Source organism: Rhizorhabdus argentea (genome assembly GCF_037861105.1).
Taxonomy (GTDB): Bacteria; Pseudomonadota; Alphaproteobacteria; order Sphingomonadales; family Sphingomonadaceae; genus Rhizorhabdus; species Rhizorhabdus argentea.
This window is the reverse complement of record NZ_JBANFK010000005.1, coordinates 166570-181835: the sequence shown is the minus strand read 5'-3', so window position 1 is coordinate 181835 and position 15266 is coordinate 166570. Positions and strand designations below refer to the sequence as shown.

Genomic DNA, 15266 nt, shown 5'->3' with positions numbered 1-15266 from the left:
CGCCCAGTCCCCGCCCGTTAGCCCTTTCACGGTGTGCGCGCCACAATGCGCGGCCCGGTGGGAAGGCCCCCGGAAACGGACAGGACAGCCAATGATAAGGGTTCACCACCTGAGCAATTCCCACTCGCATGTCGTGCTGTGGCTGATGGAGGAACTGGCGCTTCCCTACGAACTGGTGGATCACCAGCGCGATCCGGTGACGAAGCTGTCTCCCGACTCGCTGCGCGCGATCCATCCGGCCGCAAAGGCGCCGGCGATCGAGGATCATGGCCTGGCGATGATCGAATCGACCGGCATCATCCTCTATATCCTCGAGGCTCATGGCGGCGGCCGGCTTCGCCCGCCCGCCGACACGCCCGAAGCGATGATGTTCTTCCAGTGGCTGACCTTCATCGAAGGTTCGGCGAAAGGGCCGTTGGTCCATCTGTTCCGGGCCAGCGACGATCAGGCGCGGGCAGCCGCAAAGCAAGCCATGGCCGTGCCGATAGACCTGATCGAAGCAGCCCTGCAGGATCGGGAGACGATTGTGCCTGGCCTGTTCACTGCGGCCGATATCCAGCTCACTTTCTTCGAGGAACTGCTCGAGGGGCTTGGCGTCATCGGAAATTGGCCGAACATGCACGCACATCTGCTGCGCATGCGCCGCCGCGACGCCTATCGTCGCGCCGAGGCGAAAGGCGGGCCCGTAGGCTTGAAGCAGATGTTCGCCGAAATGGGGATGAGCGCGGCCTAGAGTGGAATGACTTTTCTCTGATCCGTTCGTCCCGAGCGAAGTCGAGGAACAGGCCGCAGGCGATACGCTTGGCGTCTCGACTTCATCCATTGGATGAAGTTCATCCTGAGCGCCTGCCTTGCAGGCAGTCGAAAGGCTCGACACGAATGGGTCGAGGGGTTCGGTGCCGACCACGTCGTTCCGCTCAGAACCCGCGCAGAAAGGATCGCTCAGCCGGACTTGGCGAGAATCCAAGTCACCTCTATGCCTTCGGCAGGCACCGGGCCGGCGATTACCAGCTGCCGGGTCGATTGCGGGCGTCCGCGCGAATCGACCCACAGGCTGTCTTCGATCGCCACCTCGCCGCCGATCGCACGGAAGCGCCACAGCGAGCCTTCGCCGATCCGCAGCAGCGCACCCGAGCCATCGGCCGTCGCGGAGACCTCCACGCCAGGCGCCAGGTGGAAGCGGATCGCATAGTCGACCCTGCTGCCACGCGCCCGCCGGCTCTGCGGCACCAGCGCGTCGAGGCCGCGCACTTCGCGCCCACCCGGGCCGATCGCGATCTTGCGGCGGTGCGCCATCCCGAACCGCCGGACATAGCCGTCGTGGCGCATGTCGATGACGCTGCCGTGCAGATCCTCCTGCCGATCGAGCTCGAGCTCCGTCACCCCTTTCCCCAGGGTTCCGTCGGGATGAACCGCGGTCGAGTTGCTGTCGTCGATCACCAGGGTGGAGTGGGCGGCGGTGGTGCGCAGTGCCTGGGCGAGTTCGGGATGAAGTGCATTGTTCGCGCCTCGGCCTCCGCCGCAATTGACGATCAGCCGCCAGGGGCCGTCGGACAGTTCCATGGCTAGCGTCGAGGCGCAGGCTTGGGTGGCGAAGCGCGATATCGGCGGCGGTGCGGCGTCGACGACGATGCGGGTCTGCCCCATCGACAGGCGCTGATAGCCCCATTCGCGGGACTGCCGCAGCGGCCGGGCGCGGACGCCGGAAGCGGCAACGACTGCGTCGATCCTGCCGCCGTCGATCGGTGCCGAGCCTTGCCAGCTCGATAGGCCGCCATCGCCCAGGGTCAGCCCCAGCAGCGGCGGCACCGCCCGGCCGAGCGCCTCGTTGAAAGCGGCCGGCGGGGTCTGGCCGCGCATTTCGTGATAGCGGCGCAGCATCGCCAGCAGCGCGACCAGGTCCATCTGTTCGACCGGCGATCGGCTGACGAGCCCGCCGTCGCCATGCAGCGCCCCGTCCAGCGCGCGGGCAAGGCCCTTCTCGCCATGGATCTGGCGCAGCTCGCCGCCTGGGATCAGCAACCCGGCCGCGACCACGCCCGTCCAGGCGGCAATGCGCGCAAGTCCGGGCGCCGCCTTGTCGGCGCTGCGATCGAGATGCTTGGCGCCGCGGTTGAGCGCATTCAGGACCGGGCCGCGCAGCTCGTCGGAGGACATGATGAGCGGCGCATGGCAGCCCCAGAACAGGATGCGTCGCCCCCACAGGTCGGGGCGCCACGCCGCCTCGTGGATCTGCCGGCCAAAGGCTTCCAGCCAGCGGCGGGTCAGCAGCTCGGCGATCGGCGCCACCCGCTGGCGCGGCCCTGCGGCGCTCAGGTCGCGCAGCCAGGCAAAGCTCTGGAGGTGGTCGCTGAACGCCGCCGACATGGTGCGCGGCCGGAAATCATAGCCCTCGATCGCGACGCTCTCGCCCTGCCACAATATCTCGCCGTCCAGCATCGCGCCGCCGAGGCGAACCATGCCCTCGATCGGATCGGCCGGGACGTCGTACAGCTTGAGCGGATGTTGGCCGCGCAGCCGCAGGCCATGGACGGGCGTGCGCCAGGAGAGCGCGTGCAGCCGCCCTGTCAGCCGTTCGGCGAGGGAATGGCTCTTGTCGTGCTCGACGCGGATAAGGCGCCGGCCAGGCTCGACGCTGTCGCCGTAGCTGGGCCCGGCGCCGTCGCTCATCACGCGATGCTCACGCCTGCTTCAAAGCTGCGATGTTGCCGGCATAGGCCGTGGGGCCGCCCTTGAAGCTGGCGGTCCCCGCCACGAGCACCGTCGCGCCGGCTGCGATCGCGCGCGGCGCGGTGTTGACGTCGATGCCGCCATCGACTTCGAGATCGATCGCCTTGCCGGTCTTGTCGATCATCTTGCGGATCGCCTCGATCTTGCGCAGCTGGCCGTCGATGAAGCTCTGTCCCCCGAAGCCCGGATTGACGCTCATCACCAGCACGAGATCGATGTCGTCGATCAGATAATCGAGCATCTTGGCCGGGGTCGCGGGATTCAGCGAAACGCCGGCTTTCTTGCCCAGCGCCTTTATGCGTTGGATCGTGCGATGGGTATGGGGCCCGGCCTCCGGATGGACCGTGATGATGTCCGCGCCGGCGTTGGCGAAGTCCTCGAGGAATGCGTCGACAGGCGAGATCATCAGGTGGACGTCGAAGGGCTTGGCGCTGTGGGGGCGCAGCGCCTTCACCACGGCGGGCCCGATCGTGATGTTCGGCACGAAATGCCCGTCCATCACGTCGACATGGATCCAGTCCGCCCCGGCGGCGTCGATGGCGCGGACTTCCTCCCCCAGCCGGGCGAAATCAGCGGAGAGGATGGACGGCGCGATGCGGATGGGGCTGGTCATGATCGCCTCCGATTAGCGGGGTGGGAAGGGGCGGGCAAGCTCACCGCCGCCTTCGGCTTGCATCGGTCGTCATCGGCGCCGGAACCGGGCGATGAAGAAGCCATCCGCGCCGCCCTTATCGGCGATTGCGCCCGGCCGGATACGGACACGACCGACCTTGTCCGGCGCGAAACCATGCGGGAGCTCGTCATCGGCGACCGGATCGAGGCGCCAGTCGGCATGGCGCGAGAGGAACGCCTTGGCGATCTGCTCGCCCTCGTCGGCTTCCAGCGAGCACACCGCATAGATCAGCACGCCGTTCGCGGCGACCAGCCCTGCGGCATGGTCGATCAGCCGGGCCTGCCCATCCGCGGCCTCTGCGATGGTCCGCAGGCCGGCGCGGTGAAGCACGTCGGGGTGGCGGCGGAAAATGCCGGTGGCGGAGCAGGGCGCGTCGAGCAGGACGGCATCATAGGGCGCGCCATCGGCGAAGCTCGCTGCATCGGCGACAATGAGCTCGGCGCTCAGGCCGGTGCGGGCCAGGTTCTCGGTAAGGCGTACCATCCGCGCCTCGGACAGGTCGACTGCGGTCACGGCCCAGCCATTGCTGGCCAGCTGCATCGTCTTGCCGCCCGGCGCTGCGCACAGATCGAGCGCGCGCCGGCCGTCGCCTTTGCCGAGCAGCCGCGCTGGGATCGATGCGGCGATATCCTGGATCCACCAATATCCTTCGTCATATCCTGGCAGGTCGACGACGCGGCGTCCGGCGGCGATGCGGACATGACCCAGCGCCAGGCTCTTGCCCTCGAGGCGTTCCGCCCAGTCGGCGAGGTCGACGTCCGGCTTGAAGCTCAGGTCGACGGGAGGGGGCGCCGCGATCGAAAGCCGTGCGGCTTCGGCCGCTTCCGCGCCCCATGATCTGGTCCAGCGATCCACTACCTCTGTGGGCAGATGCGGGGGATCGGGCAGGGTGCCGCCGTCGCGCAGGACATGCGCGAACACGCCGTGGACCAGCTTGCGCGGGCCGCCATCGACCAGCGGCAGCACCGTGGTGATGGCGGCATGCTGCGGCGTCTTCATGGCGAGCGCCTGGACCAGCGCGATGCGCAGCACCATGCGGGCCTTGGAGTCCGGCGGCAACGCGCGCTCGGTGGCGGCATCGATCAGAACGTCGAGATCGTCCGTGCGGCGCAGCACTTCTGCAGCGATGGCGTGGGCGAAGGCGCGGTCGTCGGAGCGGTCCAGGTCGGCGCAGGCGCCGTCCATCGCGGCTTCGAGCGGCAGGCCGCGACGCAGCACCGCATCGAGCAGGCGCAGCGCCGCGCGGCGGGTGGCGGTTCCGGTGGGATCTTCTTTCACCCGCGCGCCTTAGAGCCTGATCGTTGGAGGTGGAAGCGCTTTGCGCTTCCGCCGGAAGCGTGAATTAGAGCGCCGTGCCATATATCTGATTCGCTCATCCTGAGGAGGGGCTGAGCTCGTCGAAGACCCGTCTCGAAGGACTTGGCCGGGGACGTCCTTCGAGGCGCCACTTAAACAAGCTCAAGCCGCGATGCGGCTTCTCCTCAGGACGAGCGGAGTGGAATGATTCAGATTAACCACACTGCGCTTAGGCTCTCATGAGCGGCCTTGCCGTTCGTACCAACCAAAGTCGAGGATGTGTTCGAAAACCGGAAGCGTCAGCCGCGCCCGCGCGGATCGAGTGCGCTGCTCCGCCGCTTCGTCTTCGGCACCGACGAGATGGAGGCGCGGCGCGGCGGCGATGCCATCGCCGCGAAGTTGGGCGACGGGGTCAGCACGCCCATCTCATTGGCGATCATCTCCAGCTGGGCGATGCGGTTCTCGGTCGCGGGATGGGTCGAGAACATGCTGTCGCCGCCGCGCTGCATGCCCGGCACGATGTACAGCGCTGCCGCGGCCGGATTGCGCTCGACCACCGGATTGGGAATCTGTGCGGCCCCCCGCGCCAGCTTGGCGAGCGCCGAGGCCAGGGCGCGGGGCTTGCCGGAAATCTCCGCGCCGCCGCGGTCGGCGCCATATTCCCGCGAGCGGCTGATGGCCATCTGCACCAGCATGGCGGCGAACGGCGCGACCACCACCGCGAGGATCGTCGCCAGCATCTGCCCACCATCGCGGCGCCCATGGCCGAAGAACAGGCCGAAATTGGCGAGCATCGAGATCGCCCCGGCGATCGTCGCGGTCATCGTCATGATCAGCGTGTCATGGTGACGGATATGGGCGAGCTCGTGCGCCATCACGCCTTCGATCTCGTCGCGGTTGAGCATGCCAAGCAGCCCAGTGGTCGCGGCGACAGCGGCGTTGGCTGGATTGCGGCCCGTCGCGAACGCGTTGGGATGAGGGCTGTCGATCAGGTACACGCGCGGCATCGGCAGGCCGGCGCGGCGCGCGAGCCCATGGACGAGGCCGACGAACTCGGGACAGGCAACCGCATCGACCTCGCGCGCGCCATGCATGCGCAGCACGATCTTGTCGGCATTCCAGAAGGTGAACAGGTTCATGCCTGCGGCGAAAAGCAGCGCGACCATCGCTCCGCCCGAACCGCCGATGGTAAAGCCGAGTGCCATGAACAGCGCCGTCAGCGCGCCCAGCAGCATCGTCGTCTTCACCATGTTCATCTTGCCTTTGCTCCTTCCACAGCCAATGTGGGGAAGACTGCCGCGCTCTTCAATCATGCGCGCCCAAGGATGAATCGCTATGTCCGGAAATCGCCCACCCCATGTGAAACCCCCGGCGCACCTGTCGCCGAATACGCCCGTGCCCGCCCCCGAGGAGATCAGGCCCGAGCCGGAATCGGGCGGTCGCAAAGGCCCGGATCCTACCCGCTACGGCGATTGGGAGCTCAAGGGCGTGGCGGTCGATTTTTAGAGCGTCACCCCGGCGGAGGCCGGGGTCTTCGTCGTCGGGACGGAGCTGGGGTCGCGAACCATGACCGAAATTCCCGCTTTCGCGGCAATCTCGGAAGAGGGAGATTTACGCCGGGTTGTTCGCAGGTTGCAGCAGCGCCGCGGTCTCGATCCGGTCCAGCGCCGCGCGCGCCTGGACGTAGCGGCGGGCGCTGGCGATCCAGGCGGTAGCGGCCTTGCGGCCCGGCAGGCGCGCGATCTCGACCAGCGCGGCGTCGACATGCCCGGCTGAGAGATCGTCGCGCGCTCGGGCGAGCCGGTCCACCGGGGCGATCGACGGCGCCGAGGCGCTGCGGATCACGATGAGGCTTGCCATCTCACGGCGAAAGCCTTCCCACCAGCCTTCGTTCGCCGACGCCAGCGATAGCTGAGGCTCGAGGGCGTCGAGTTGATCGCGGAGCTGGTCGACCGTAACCGGCTGACGCGAGGCGCTGATCACCATCGCGACGGCCTGCGGCTCGACACCGCCGAAGCGATCACGCAGCACACCTTCGAGATAGCCCAGCGGCGCACCACGATCGATTGCACGGCGCGCAGCGAAAGCCACGAGCAGGCCTTCCGCGCGGTGGGCTTCGCTCGTGGCGACGGCGGCGCGCTCGCCGATGTCGTCGATCTTGTCCTCGATCGTGTCGATTCGACGATCCACGATGGTTTCGACGACTTCGGTCGGTGGCGCGGGGGCGATGTTGACGAGCGCCGGGCGCGGCGGTGGCGCGGGTGCCGCGATCACCGGCGGCGCTGGCTTGACGATTTCGGCAACGCTGTCGAAGCGGTGGAACAACCAGGCCATGGCGGCCATGCCGAGCAGCAGCGCCACGATCATCGACGCCAGGATCGGCGTCCACGACCGGCGGCGCGGGCTATAGAGGTCGGCGGGATCGGGCATGCTCGGCTCGTCTCTTTTCGATCACTGGCCGTCTTATTGGCACAGCCGCGCCGCCGCCGCCAGCAGCGCCGCGTCGTCGGGCTTCGCGGCCGCGATCGCTGCGCGCCAGCCGGGGCCGGCCGCAGCCAGCACGGTGGGCGCCAGCGCCGCAACGGCAATCGACCCACGGGCGATCCTCGCATCGTCGCACAGCTTGCCGAAATGCTCGGCCGCGCGGCCCGAATGGAGCAGCGCGACCGCCTCGCCTTCTCGAAGCGCGGTCAGCGCCTTCTCGCCCAGGCGGCCGATCGCGGCGCTGCGATAGACGATGCGCCGGTCGATCGTGATCGCGTCATGGCCGACATCGCGGTAATCTTCACCGGCAAGGTGCAGCGCGCGCGCTACGCTATTCTCGGCTGCCGCATCGAGCATCGTCGCCGCATCGCCGCGGCCGGTACGGATATCGGTGAAGCCCGCGGCCTTCAGCGCGCGCGCGGTCGCGGCGCCGACGGCATAGGCCGGCATCGCCGTGAACCGCTTGAGGCCCTTGCCGGCCTGGCGCACGGCATTGGCGCTGGTGACGAACAGCGCGTCGTAATCCTGCGGGCCGGGCGCCGTCCAGGCGATCGGCTCGATCTGGAAGATCGGCGAGATGATCGGCCGCCAGCCTTCGTCGAAGGCGCTCTTGGCGGTCAGGCTGGCCGCCGGCTCGGGGCGCAGTACGAGGAGCGGGCGGCGGCTCATGCGCCGGTGAACAGGGCGCGCAGGCGAGGCGATGCCGATTCGAGTAGCCGGTGGGCCAGCGTCGCCGCATCGGCCGTGCGCAGCAGCAGCGCTTCGCCCGAGCGGCATTCGCTGCCGTCCTCGGTCAATATCTCCGCGCGCAGGTGCAGCCCGGCGCCCGACCGGACGGCGAGCGCTGCCACCGGCGAGCGGCAGTCCGCGCCGAGCGCCGCCAGCAGCGCGCGTTCCGCAGTGACGCAGGCGTTGGTCGTCCCGTCGTCGATGCAGTCGAGCAGTGCCCGTATCTCATTGCTGCCGGCCAGCGTCTCGATTCCCACAGCGCCCTGTGCGGGCGCCGGGAGCATCTCGTCGATCGCGATCGGACGGCCAATCTCGTGGCGGCCGAGCCGGTCGAGCCCGGCGCCTGCCAGCAGCGTCGCTTCGGCCTCGCCGGCGGCCAGCTTGGCCAGCCTGGTGTCGACATTGCCGCGGAACAGCACGATCTCGGCATCGGGCCGCGCGCGCCGTACCTGCGCCGAGCGCCTCGGCGACGACGTCCCCACCCGCGCGCCGCCCGGCAGCGCCGCGAGCGAGTCCACGCCGATCAGCCTGTCGCGGACATCCGCGCGGGGCAGCATCGCGCCGATGACGATCTCGGCGGGGCGGATCGTCTCGACATCCTTCATCGAGTGGACCGCAAAATCGATGTCTCCGTCAGTCAGGGCGCGGTCCAGCTCCTTGGTCCACAGCGCCTTGCCGCCGACCTCGGCCAGCGGTCGGTCCTGGATTCGGTCGCCGCTGGTCTTGATCGTGACGATCTCGATCGCCTCCTCGCTCCAGCCATGGGCCGACCGCAGCGCGGCGATCACCATGCGGGCCTGGGTAAGCGCCAGCGGCGATCCGCGGGTGCCGAGGCGCAGCGGGCGGGAAGGGGCAGGGGTCGTCATTCGCTGTCCTTAGAGAAGAGGCCGGTCGAGCAAAAGCCTTCCCTGCCATTTGCCTCTAACTGGTCGAGACCAGCCCGAGCCGCTCGCGCCGAGTCCAGCGCCAGACCAGCAGCACCGCCACGACGCCCAGGCCGCAGGCGAGGCCGAGCCAGATCCCCAGGCCGCCCATGCCGAGCGGGAAGGCGAGCAGCGTGCCGACGCCGATCCCGATCACCCAATAGCCGATCGCGGCGAAGATCATCGGTACGCGCGTGTCCTGCAGGCCGCGCAGTACGCCCGAGGCGACCGCCTGGGCGCAGTCGACCAGCTGGAACAGCGCGGCAACGGCGAGGAAGGAGACGGCGAGCCGTGTCACTTCCGCATTGGCGGGCGCATCGACATCGATGAAGCCACCGATCAGCAGCCGTGGCGCGCCGATCAGCAGCGCTGCCGAAAGCATGGCGAAGGCCGTGCCGAGGATCAGCGCCAGCCATCCGGCCCGGCCCGCCGCATCCCCGTCGCCCCGACCATGGGCATAGCCGACGCGAACCGTCGCCGCCTGGCCGATCCCCATCGGCACCATGAAGCACAGTGCTGCTATCTGGATCGCGATGGCGTGTGCGGCGAGCGGTGCCCGGCCGATCAGTCCCATCAGGAACACCGCGGCGTTGAATACCGTCACCTCCAGCGCGAGCGTCACTGCGATCGGCAAGCCGACCCGCCACACCGTGCGGAACCGGTTCCAGTCGGCGGCCCAGAAGCGGCCAAACAGGCGGTAGCGGCGAAACTGACGATCCAGGCCGACCACGGCGATCATGCCGAGCGCCATGAAGACGGCGCTCAGGAAGCTGGCGAACCCGGCGCCGTGCAGGCCCATCGCAGGCACGCCGAGATGGCCGAAGATCAGCATCCAGCCCATCAGCGCGTTGAACGGCACGGTCGCGAGGGTGACGATCACGCCCCAGATCGGTCGTTCCAGCGCCGCGACGTAGTTGCGCAGCGTCAGGAACAGCAGATAGGGCAGCAGCGCCCATTGCAGGCTGCGCACCAGCTGGGCGGCGCCTGCGGCGAGGGCGGGATCCTGGCCGATCAGGACGAGGATTTTCTCGCTGTGCCAGAGCAGCGCCCAGCTCGGCAGGCAGATCAATGCGCCGGCCCAGATCGTCTGGCGCACGCTGCGGCGGATGTCGCGCACCGAATGGAGCCGCCGCCCGCGCTCGCTCGCGATCAGCGGTGAGGCGGCGGTGGTGAGCCCGATCCCGAAAATAAGGAAGGCGGTGTAGAGATTGAGGCCGAGCGCGCCGGCCGCCACCGCGTCGGCACCGAGATGGCCGAGCAGCAGCAGGTCGGTCGCCGCAATCGCCGCCCAGCCGAGATTGCCGATGATCAGCGGCACGCTCAGCGACAGGAGCGCGCGCGCCTCGGCACGCCAGGGCGTCTCTGAAGTCATGGCTGCACGCATGGGGATCCCTTAGCCTTGCCGCGGTCGCGCGGGAACCCTGCCGGCAGTTAACATTCCGTCCCCGCTCGCCTACAGGCGCTGCATGGCCATCATCCTTGGTATCGAATCGAGCTGCGACGAGACCGCCGCCGCGCTGGTGACGAGCGACCGCCGCGTCCTTGCGCATCGCCTCGCCGGGCAGGAGGATGCACACCGGCCGTTCGGGGGCGTGGTGCCGGAACTGGCGGCGCGCGCCCATGTAGAGATGGCCGTGCCGCTGGTCCAAGCGGCGCTGGCCGATGCCGGGCTGAGGCTGGACCAGGTCGACGCGATCGCCGCCACTGCAGGGCCGGGCCTGATCGGCGGGGTAATGGTCGGGCTGATGACCGGCAAGGCGCTCGCCCATGCCGCGGGCAAGCCGCTGATCGCGGTCAACCATCTCGAAGGCCATGCGCTGTCGCCGCGGCTCGCCGACCGGGATCTTCGCTTTCCCTATCTGCTGCTGCTGGTCTCGGGCGGCCATTGCCAGCTGCTGCTGGTCAACGGCGTGGGCGATTATCGCCGCCTCGCCACCACCATTGACGATGCCGCCGGTGAGGCCTTCGACAAGACCGCGAAGCTGCTCGGGCTTGGCTTTCCGGGCGGACCGGCGGTCGAGTCAGCGGCGCGGCTGGGCGACGCGACGGCCGTGCCGCTGCCGCGCCCGCTGCTCGGCAGCGCCGAACCCCATTTCTCCTTCGCCGGCCTCAAGAGCGCGGTGTTGCGGGCCCGCGACGCCGGTACCCATCGGCCCGAGGACATCGCCGCGTCCTTCCAGCAGGCGGTGGTCGACTGTCTGATCGATCGCACTAGCCGTGCGATCGCGGTCGCCGATGGCGCTACCGCGCTGGTGATCGCGGGCGGCGTCGCCGCCAATCAGGCGGTGCGCGGTGCGCTGGCGGCACTCGCAGAGCGATCGGGGCTCGCGTTCGGCGCGCCGCCGCTGTGGCTTTGCACCGACAATGGCGCGATGATCGCATGGGCGGGCGCGGAACGCTTCGCGGCCGGACTGATCGACGATATGCATGTCCCGGCCCGCGCCCGCTGGCCGCTCGATCCCAGCGCGGAAAAGGCGCGCGGCGCCGGAGTGAAAGCCTGATGACCGTTGGAGAGACGATGAAGCTGCAAAGGCTGGGCGTGATCGGCGGCGGCGCCTGGGGCACCGCGATGGCGCAGGTCATTGCAAGCGACGGATCGGACGTGCTGCTGTGGGCGCGCGAGCCCGAGGTGGTCGACGCGATCAACGATACGCATTGCAATCCGATCTTCCTGCCGGTGCTGCCGCTCAGCGAGCGGATCAAGGCGACCGACCACCTCGCGGCGATGGCGATCTGCGATGCGCTGGTCGTCGTGGTCCCGGCACAGTTCGTGCGCCCCGTGCTTGCGGCCTTGCCGGCCGCCGCCCGGCCGCTGGTGCTGTGCGCCAAGGGCATCGAGGCAGGCAGCCAGATGCTTATGTCCGAGGTCGCCGAGGCGGTCGTGCCTGGCGCGCCGGTCGCGGTGCTGTCGGGGCCGACCTTCGCGCACGAAGTGGCGGCAGGGCACCCGACCGCGATCACGCTGGCCTGTGCAGACGAGGCCGTGGGGCTGGCGCTTGCGGAACGGCTGCGGCGGCCCGGCTTTCGCCCCTATTTGTCGAACGACGTGGTCGGCGCCGAGATCGGTGGCGCGGTCAAGAATGTGCTCGCGATTGCCTGTGGCGTGGTCGACGGTGCCGGGCTTGGACAGAATGCCCGCGCTGCGCTGATCAGCCGCGGCTTCGCCGAGATGACGCGCTTCGGCCTGGCCCGGGGTGCAAAGGTCGAGACGCTGGCCGGACTGTCGGGACTGGGTGACCTGGTGCTCACCTGCTCGTCTGTCAGCTCGCGTAATTTCTCGCTCGGCAAGGGCTTGGGACAAGGCATCCCGGCCGCGGAACTGCTCAGCGACCGCCGGACCGTCGCCGAGGGCGCGTCGACCGCCCCGGTCCTCGCGGAGGCGGCGCGTGCGGTGGGCGTCGACATGCCGATCGTCGACGCGGTCTGCGCGCTGCTGACCGGGGGCGCCAAGGTCGACGATGTGGTCAAGGCGCTGCTGGCGCGACCGTTGAAGCAGGAAGGGAAGTAGTTTTTTGTTTAGCCCTCGCCGGCGCTTGAGGCTCGAACAAAAACCTAACTAAGCCGCAGGCTTAGTTAGGATTATCCGCGGTGCCGCCCGACTGGCCGACCGAGCCCACCCGGCCGATATTGCCGAACAGCTCGCGGAAGAAGCCGCGCTTGCTGCCCAGGGTCGGCGTCTTGTCGCCATAGAGCGACACGCTGGCCACCTTCTCGAGGCCGGTGCGCTCTACCGAGGCGACGTTGCCGCGCTCGTCGAAGTGGATCGCCAGCACCGTCTGGGCGGAGACCTTGGGGTCCCGGAAACCGATCTGCTTGGTATCGCGGGCGACATAATACCAGGTCTTGTCCTTGTCGAACTGCCCCGCGAAGGTCGGCCGGCCCAGCGTGCGCCCGACCGATTCGCGATTGTCGACGCCGGGCTGGACCGTGCCGATCAGGGTCGAGTCGATGACATAGCCCTTATGATCGCGGGTGCGGGCGCACCCTGCGGTCAGGCCCAATATGGCGAGCGCGCCGAGCAGAGCGGCCGTTCGCGACAGGGTCCGGGGCATCAACTTCTCCTTGAAACACGCAGTGGCGGCGCCGACCCTTGCGGCGCGCCCGATCCGCCTCAATATGCGCGGGAGCTACCCAGTGGCAAGATGGGCTCGCGCAAGATAGAGGGCGGGGCTTGATGCCCGCTGAACAGGCCGAGGAACAAGACGTGAATTTCCTGAAGACATTGTTCGGTATCGGAGCGGACCCCCGCGAGGGGCTGATCCCGCTCTACAACTCCGTTGTCGCCGAGGCGCGCCAGCCGGTCTGGTATGCCGAGATGGGCGTGCCCGATACGCTGGACGGCCGCTTCGACATGGTGTCGGCGATATTGTCGCTGGTGCTGCTACGGATCGAGGCCGAGGGCGACGCCGGCCGCGGCGCGAGCGCGCGGCTTACCGAAGTGTTCATCGACGATATGGACGGGCAGCTGCGTGAGATCGGTATCGGTGACGTCATCGTCGGCAAGCATGTCGGCAAGATGATGGCAGCCATGGGCGGACGGCTTTCGGCCTATCGGGAGGCGATCGGCGATCAGGCGGCGCTTGAGGCGGCGCTCGTCCGCAACCTGTGGCGCGGCGAGCCGGGCGCGGACGCGAAGCCGGCGCTGGTCGCCGCACGGATGCGGGCGATCGCCGGGCGGCTGGCGGCGCTGCGCTGGGACGATCTCCTCGCGAATGGTCTGCCGGGATGACGCCCGAATTCTCACGGCCGGTGCGGATCGACACGCTCGGCGAAGGCGGCCGGACGCTGACCGTGGAAGCCGATTCCGCCGAGCGCGAGGCACTGGCACGGCGCTTCGGGCTGATCTCGCTCGGCTCACTGTCGGCGGATGCGGCGCTGCGCCGCGAGGCGGACAGCATCTTCGTCGAGGGTCGCATCCGCGCCGCGGTGGAGCAGGCGTGCGTCGCGACCGGTGCGGCGGTCCCGGCGACGGTCGACGAACCGTTCAGCCTGCGCTTCGTGCCTGCAGGACAGGCGGCAGGCGAGGAGATCGAACTCGATGCGGAGGATGTCGACACGATCGACTATGATGGCGCCGCGGTCGACCTGGGCGAGGCTGTGGCGGAGACGCTGGCGCTGAGTCTCGATCCGTTTCCCCGCGCGCCGGGTGCCGATGCGGTGCTGAGGGAAGCCGGCGTGTTGTCGGAGGATGAAGTGGTGACGGGCCCATTCGCTGCGCTGCAGGCGCTGAAGGACAAGCTCAAATAGCAGTCAGCGTTTCCCCACCCACCGCAACAGGCCATAGCCGCAGACCGCGGACAGCAGCGAACCGCCCAGCACACCGATCCTGACCTCGTCGCCCAGCAGTGGATCGTCGAAGGCGAGCCCGCCGATGAACAGGCTCATCGTGAAGCCGATGCCGCAGAGCAGGGCGACGCCGTAGATCTGCACCCAGCTTGCACCCTCGGGCGGCGCAGCCAGCCCCAGCGCTGCGGCCAGCCGGACGCTGCCGAAGATGCCGATCTGCTTGCCGACGAACAGCCCGGCCGCGATGCCCATCGGCAGTGGCGCGAGCAGGTCTTCCAGGCCGATGCCGCGCAGCGACACGCCGGCGTTGGCAAAGCCGAACAGCGGCACGATCCCGAACGCCACCCAGGGATGGAGCGCCGCTTCGAGCCGCTCGAGCGGGGAGCGCTCGTCCTCGCCCTCGCCTAGGGGGATGGCCAGTGCGGCCAGCACGCCGGCAATGGTCGCATGCACCCCCGACAGCAGCACCGCCAGCCACAGCGCGGCGGCGAGCAGCAGATAAGGCCAGAGCGCCGTGACGCCGAGCCGCCCGAGCGCGAACATCGCGGCGAGCAACAGCACGGCGGTCAGCAGCGCAGGGCCGCTGATCGCGGGTGTGTAGGCGAGCGCTATGATCGCGACCGCCCCCATGTCATCGACGATGGCGACGGTCGTCAGGAACAGCTTGAGCGAGGTCGGCGCCCGCGATCCGAGCAGCGCGAGCACGCCGATGGCGAAGGCGATGTCGGTTGCGGTCGGGATCGCCCAGCCGCGCGCGAGCCCAGCGGTCCCGCCGGTCCACAGCGTGTAGAGCAGCGCCGGCATCGCCATCCCCGCCGCGGCGGCGATGAAGGGCAGCGTGCGATCGGACCAGCGCGCCAGATGGCCGCGGAGGAACTCGCGCTTGATCTCCAGACCGACCAGCAGGAAGAACAGCGCCATGAGCGCATCGTTGATCCAGTGGAGCAGGCTGAGCGGCCCGATTTCGACATGTAGTATATTGAAATAAGTGGCTGAGTATGTGCTGTTCGCCGCCACCATGGCTGCTGCTGCCGCCACGATCAGGACAAGGCCGCCTGCCGCCTCGGTGCCGAGGAAGGCGCTAACTGCAGATAGCGGTCGACGCATCATGCAGCATTAACAGCACGTCCTGAAATTAGAACCCC

At 68.7% G+C, this 15266-nt stretch carries 16 protein-coding genes; 6 read left to right on the top strand and 10 right to left on the bottom strand.

Annotated features, from left to right (window positions below; genetic code table 11):
• The first annotated feature begins 91 nt into the window (after positions 1-91).
• On the top strand, positions 92-733 hold the full coding sequence (locus AAC645_RS06860) for a glutathione S-transferase family protein (protein WP_340314804.1): 642 nt from the start codon (positions 92-94) through the stop codon (positions 731-733).
• Positions 734-942: 209 nt separating this feature from the next.
• On the opposite strand, the gene AAC645_RS06855 is transcribed toward AAC645_RS06860, so the two are convergent.
• The 4 genes from AAC645_RS06855 to htpX all read right to left on the bottom strand — a co-directional run bounded on the left by AAC645_RS06855 (position 943) and on the right by htpX (position 5955).
• Entirely contained in the window at positions 943-2670 is a 1728-nt protein-coding gene (locus tag AAC645_RS06855) for a heparinase II/III family protein (RefSeq protein ID WP_340314803.1), read from the bottom strand.
• Between the two features lie 10 nt (positions 2671-2680).
• Positions 2681-3343: a ribulose-phosphate 3-epimerase gene (gene rpe / locus AAC645_RS06850; protein ID WP_340314801.1), complete on the bottom strand. Its 663-nt coding sequence runs from the start codon at positions 3341-3343 to the stop codon at positions 2681-2683.
• Positions 3344-3412: 69 nt separating this feature from the next.
• The gene (locus AAC645_RS06845) at positions 3413-4681 is read right to left on the bottom strand and encodes an RsmB/NOP family class I SAM-dependent RNA methyltransferase (protein ID WP_340314799.1); all 1269 of its coding nucleotides are present in this window, start codon (positions 4679-4681) and stop codon (positions 3413-3415) included.
• Between the two features lie 317 nt (positions 4682-4998).
• Positions 4999-5955, bottom strand: a complete 957-nt coding sequence (gene htpX, locus AAC645_RS06840) for a zinc metalloprotease HtpX (RefSeq protein ID WP_340314797.1) — start codon at positions 5953-5955, stop codon at positions 4999-5001.
• A 79-nt stretch (positions 5956-6034) separates the two neighbouring features.
• On the opposite strand from htpX, the gene AAC645_RS06835 reads away from it, so the two are divergent.
• Entirely contained in the window at positions 6035-6205 is a 171-nt protein-coding gene (locus AAC645_RS06835) for a DUF1674 domain-containing protein (protein WP_340314795.1), read from the top strand.
• A 105-nt stretch (positions 6206-6310) separates the two neighbouring features.
• Here the strand turns inward: AAC645_RS06835 and AAC645_RS06830 are convergent, their stop codons facing one another.
• From AAC645_RS06830 to AAC645_RS06815, 4 genes are read right to left on the bottom strand one after another with little or no spacing between them, the layout of a single operon-like run.
• Positions 6311-7129, bottom strand: a complete 819-nt coding sequence (locus AAC645_RS06830) for a hypothetical protein (RefSeq protein ID WP_340314793.1) — start codon at positions 7127-7129, stop codon at positions 6311-6313.
• Positions 7130-7162: 33 nt separating this feature from the next.
• The gene (locus AAC645_RS06825; protein ID WP_340314792.1) at positions 7163-7852 is read right to left on the bottom strand and encodes a uroporphyrinogen-III synthase; all 690 of its coding nucleotides are present in this window, start codon (positions 7850-7852) and stop codon (positions 7163-7165) included.
• The gene (gene hemC, locus AAC645_RS06820; RefSeq protein WP_340314790.1) at positions 7849-8778 is read right to left on the bottom strand and encodes a hydroxymethylbilane synthase; all 930 of its coding nucleotides are present in this window, start codon (positions 8776-8778) and stop codon (positions 7849-7851) included. Before hemC ends, AAC645_RS06825 begins: the two co-directional genes overlap by 4 nt.
• Positions 8779-8833: 55 nt before the next feature.
• Positions 8834-10219, bottom strand: coding sequence for an MATE family efflux transporter (locus AAC645_RS06815; RefSeq protein ID WP_340314787.1), 1386 nt, complete (start codon positions 10217-10219; stop codon positions 8834-8836).
• Between the two features lie 82 nt (positions 10220-10301).
• On the opposite strand from AAC645_RS06815, the gene tsaD reads away from it, so the two are divergent.
• Both tsaD and AAC645_RS06805 read left to right on the top strand, forming a co-directional pair.
• Complete coding sequence (gene tsaD, locus AAC645_RS06810) at positions 10302-11336, top strand: tRNA (adenosine(37)-N6)-threonylcarbamoyltransferase complex transferase subunit TsaD (RefSeq protein WP_340314786.1); 1035 nt, start codon at positions 10302-10304, stop codon at positions 11334-11336.
• A complete protein-coding gene (locus tag AAC645_RS06805; protein ID WP_422785800.1) occupies positions 11336-12343 on the top strand; it encodes an NAD(P)H-dependent glycerol-3-phosphate dehydrogenase in 1008 nt (335 codons plus the stop codon). The genes tsaD and AAC645_RS06805 overlap by 1 nt, the downstream gene beginning before the upstream one ends.
• A gap of 61 nt (positions 12344-12404) precedes the next feature.
• Here the strand turns inward: AAC645_RS06805 and AAC645_RS06800 are convergent, their stop codons facing one another.
• Positions 12405-12887: an outer membrane protein assembly factor BamE gene (locus tag AAC645_RS06800; protein WP_340314784.1), complete on the bottom strand. Its 483-nt coding sequence runs from the start codon at positions 12885-12887 to the stop codon at positions 12405-12407.
• A 122-nt stretch (positions 12888-13009) separates the two neighbouring features.
• Between AAC645_RS06800 and AAC645_RS06795 the strand changes: the two genes are divergently transcribed.
• Positions 13010-13564, top strand: coding sequence for a ubiquinol-cytochrome C chaperone family protein (locus AAC645_RS06795; protein ID WP_340314782.1), 555 nt, complete (start codon positions 13010-13012; stop codon positions 13562-13564).
• Positions 13561-14082, top strand: coding sequence for a YceD family protein (locus AAC645_RS06790; RefSeq protein WP_340314781.1), 522 nt, complete (start codon positions 13561-13563; stop codon positions 14080-14082). The genes AAC645_RS06795 and AAC645_RS06790 overlap by 4 nt, the downstream gene beginning before the upstream one ends.
• Positions 14083-14085: 3 nt before the next feature.
• Here AAC645_RS06790 and nhaA read toward each other — a convergent pair whose 3' ends face one another.
• Positions 14086-15231, bottom strand: a complete 1146-nt coding sequence (gene nhaA / locus AAC645_RS06785) for a Na+/H+ antiporter NhaA (RefSeq protein WP_340314780.1) — start codon at positions 15229-15231, stop codon at positions 14086-14088.
• Positions 15232-15266: the final 35 nt, after the last annotated feature.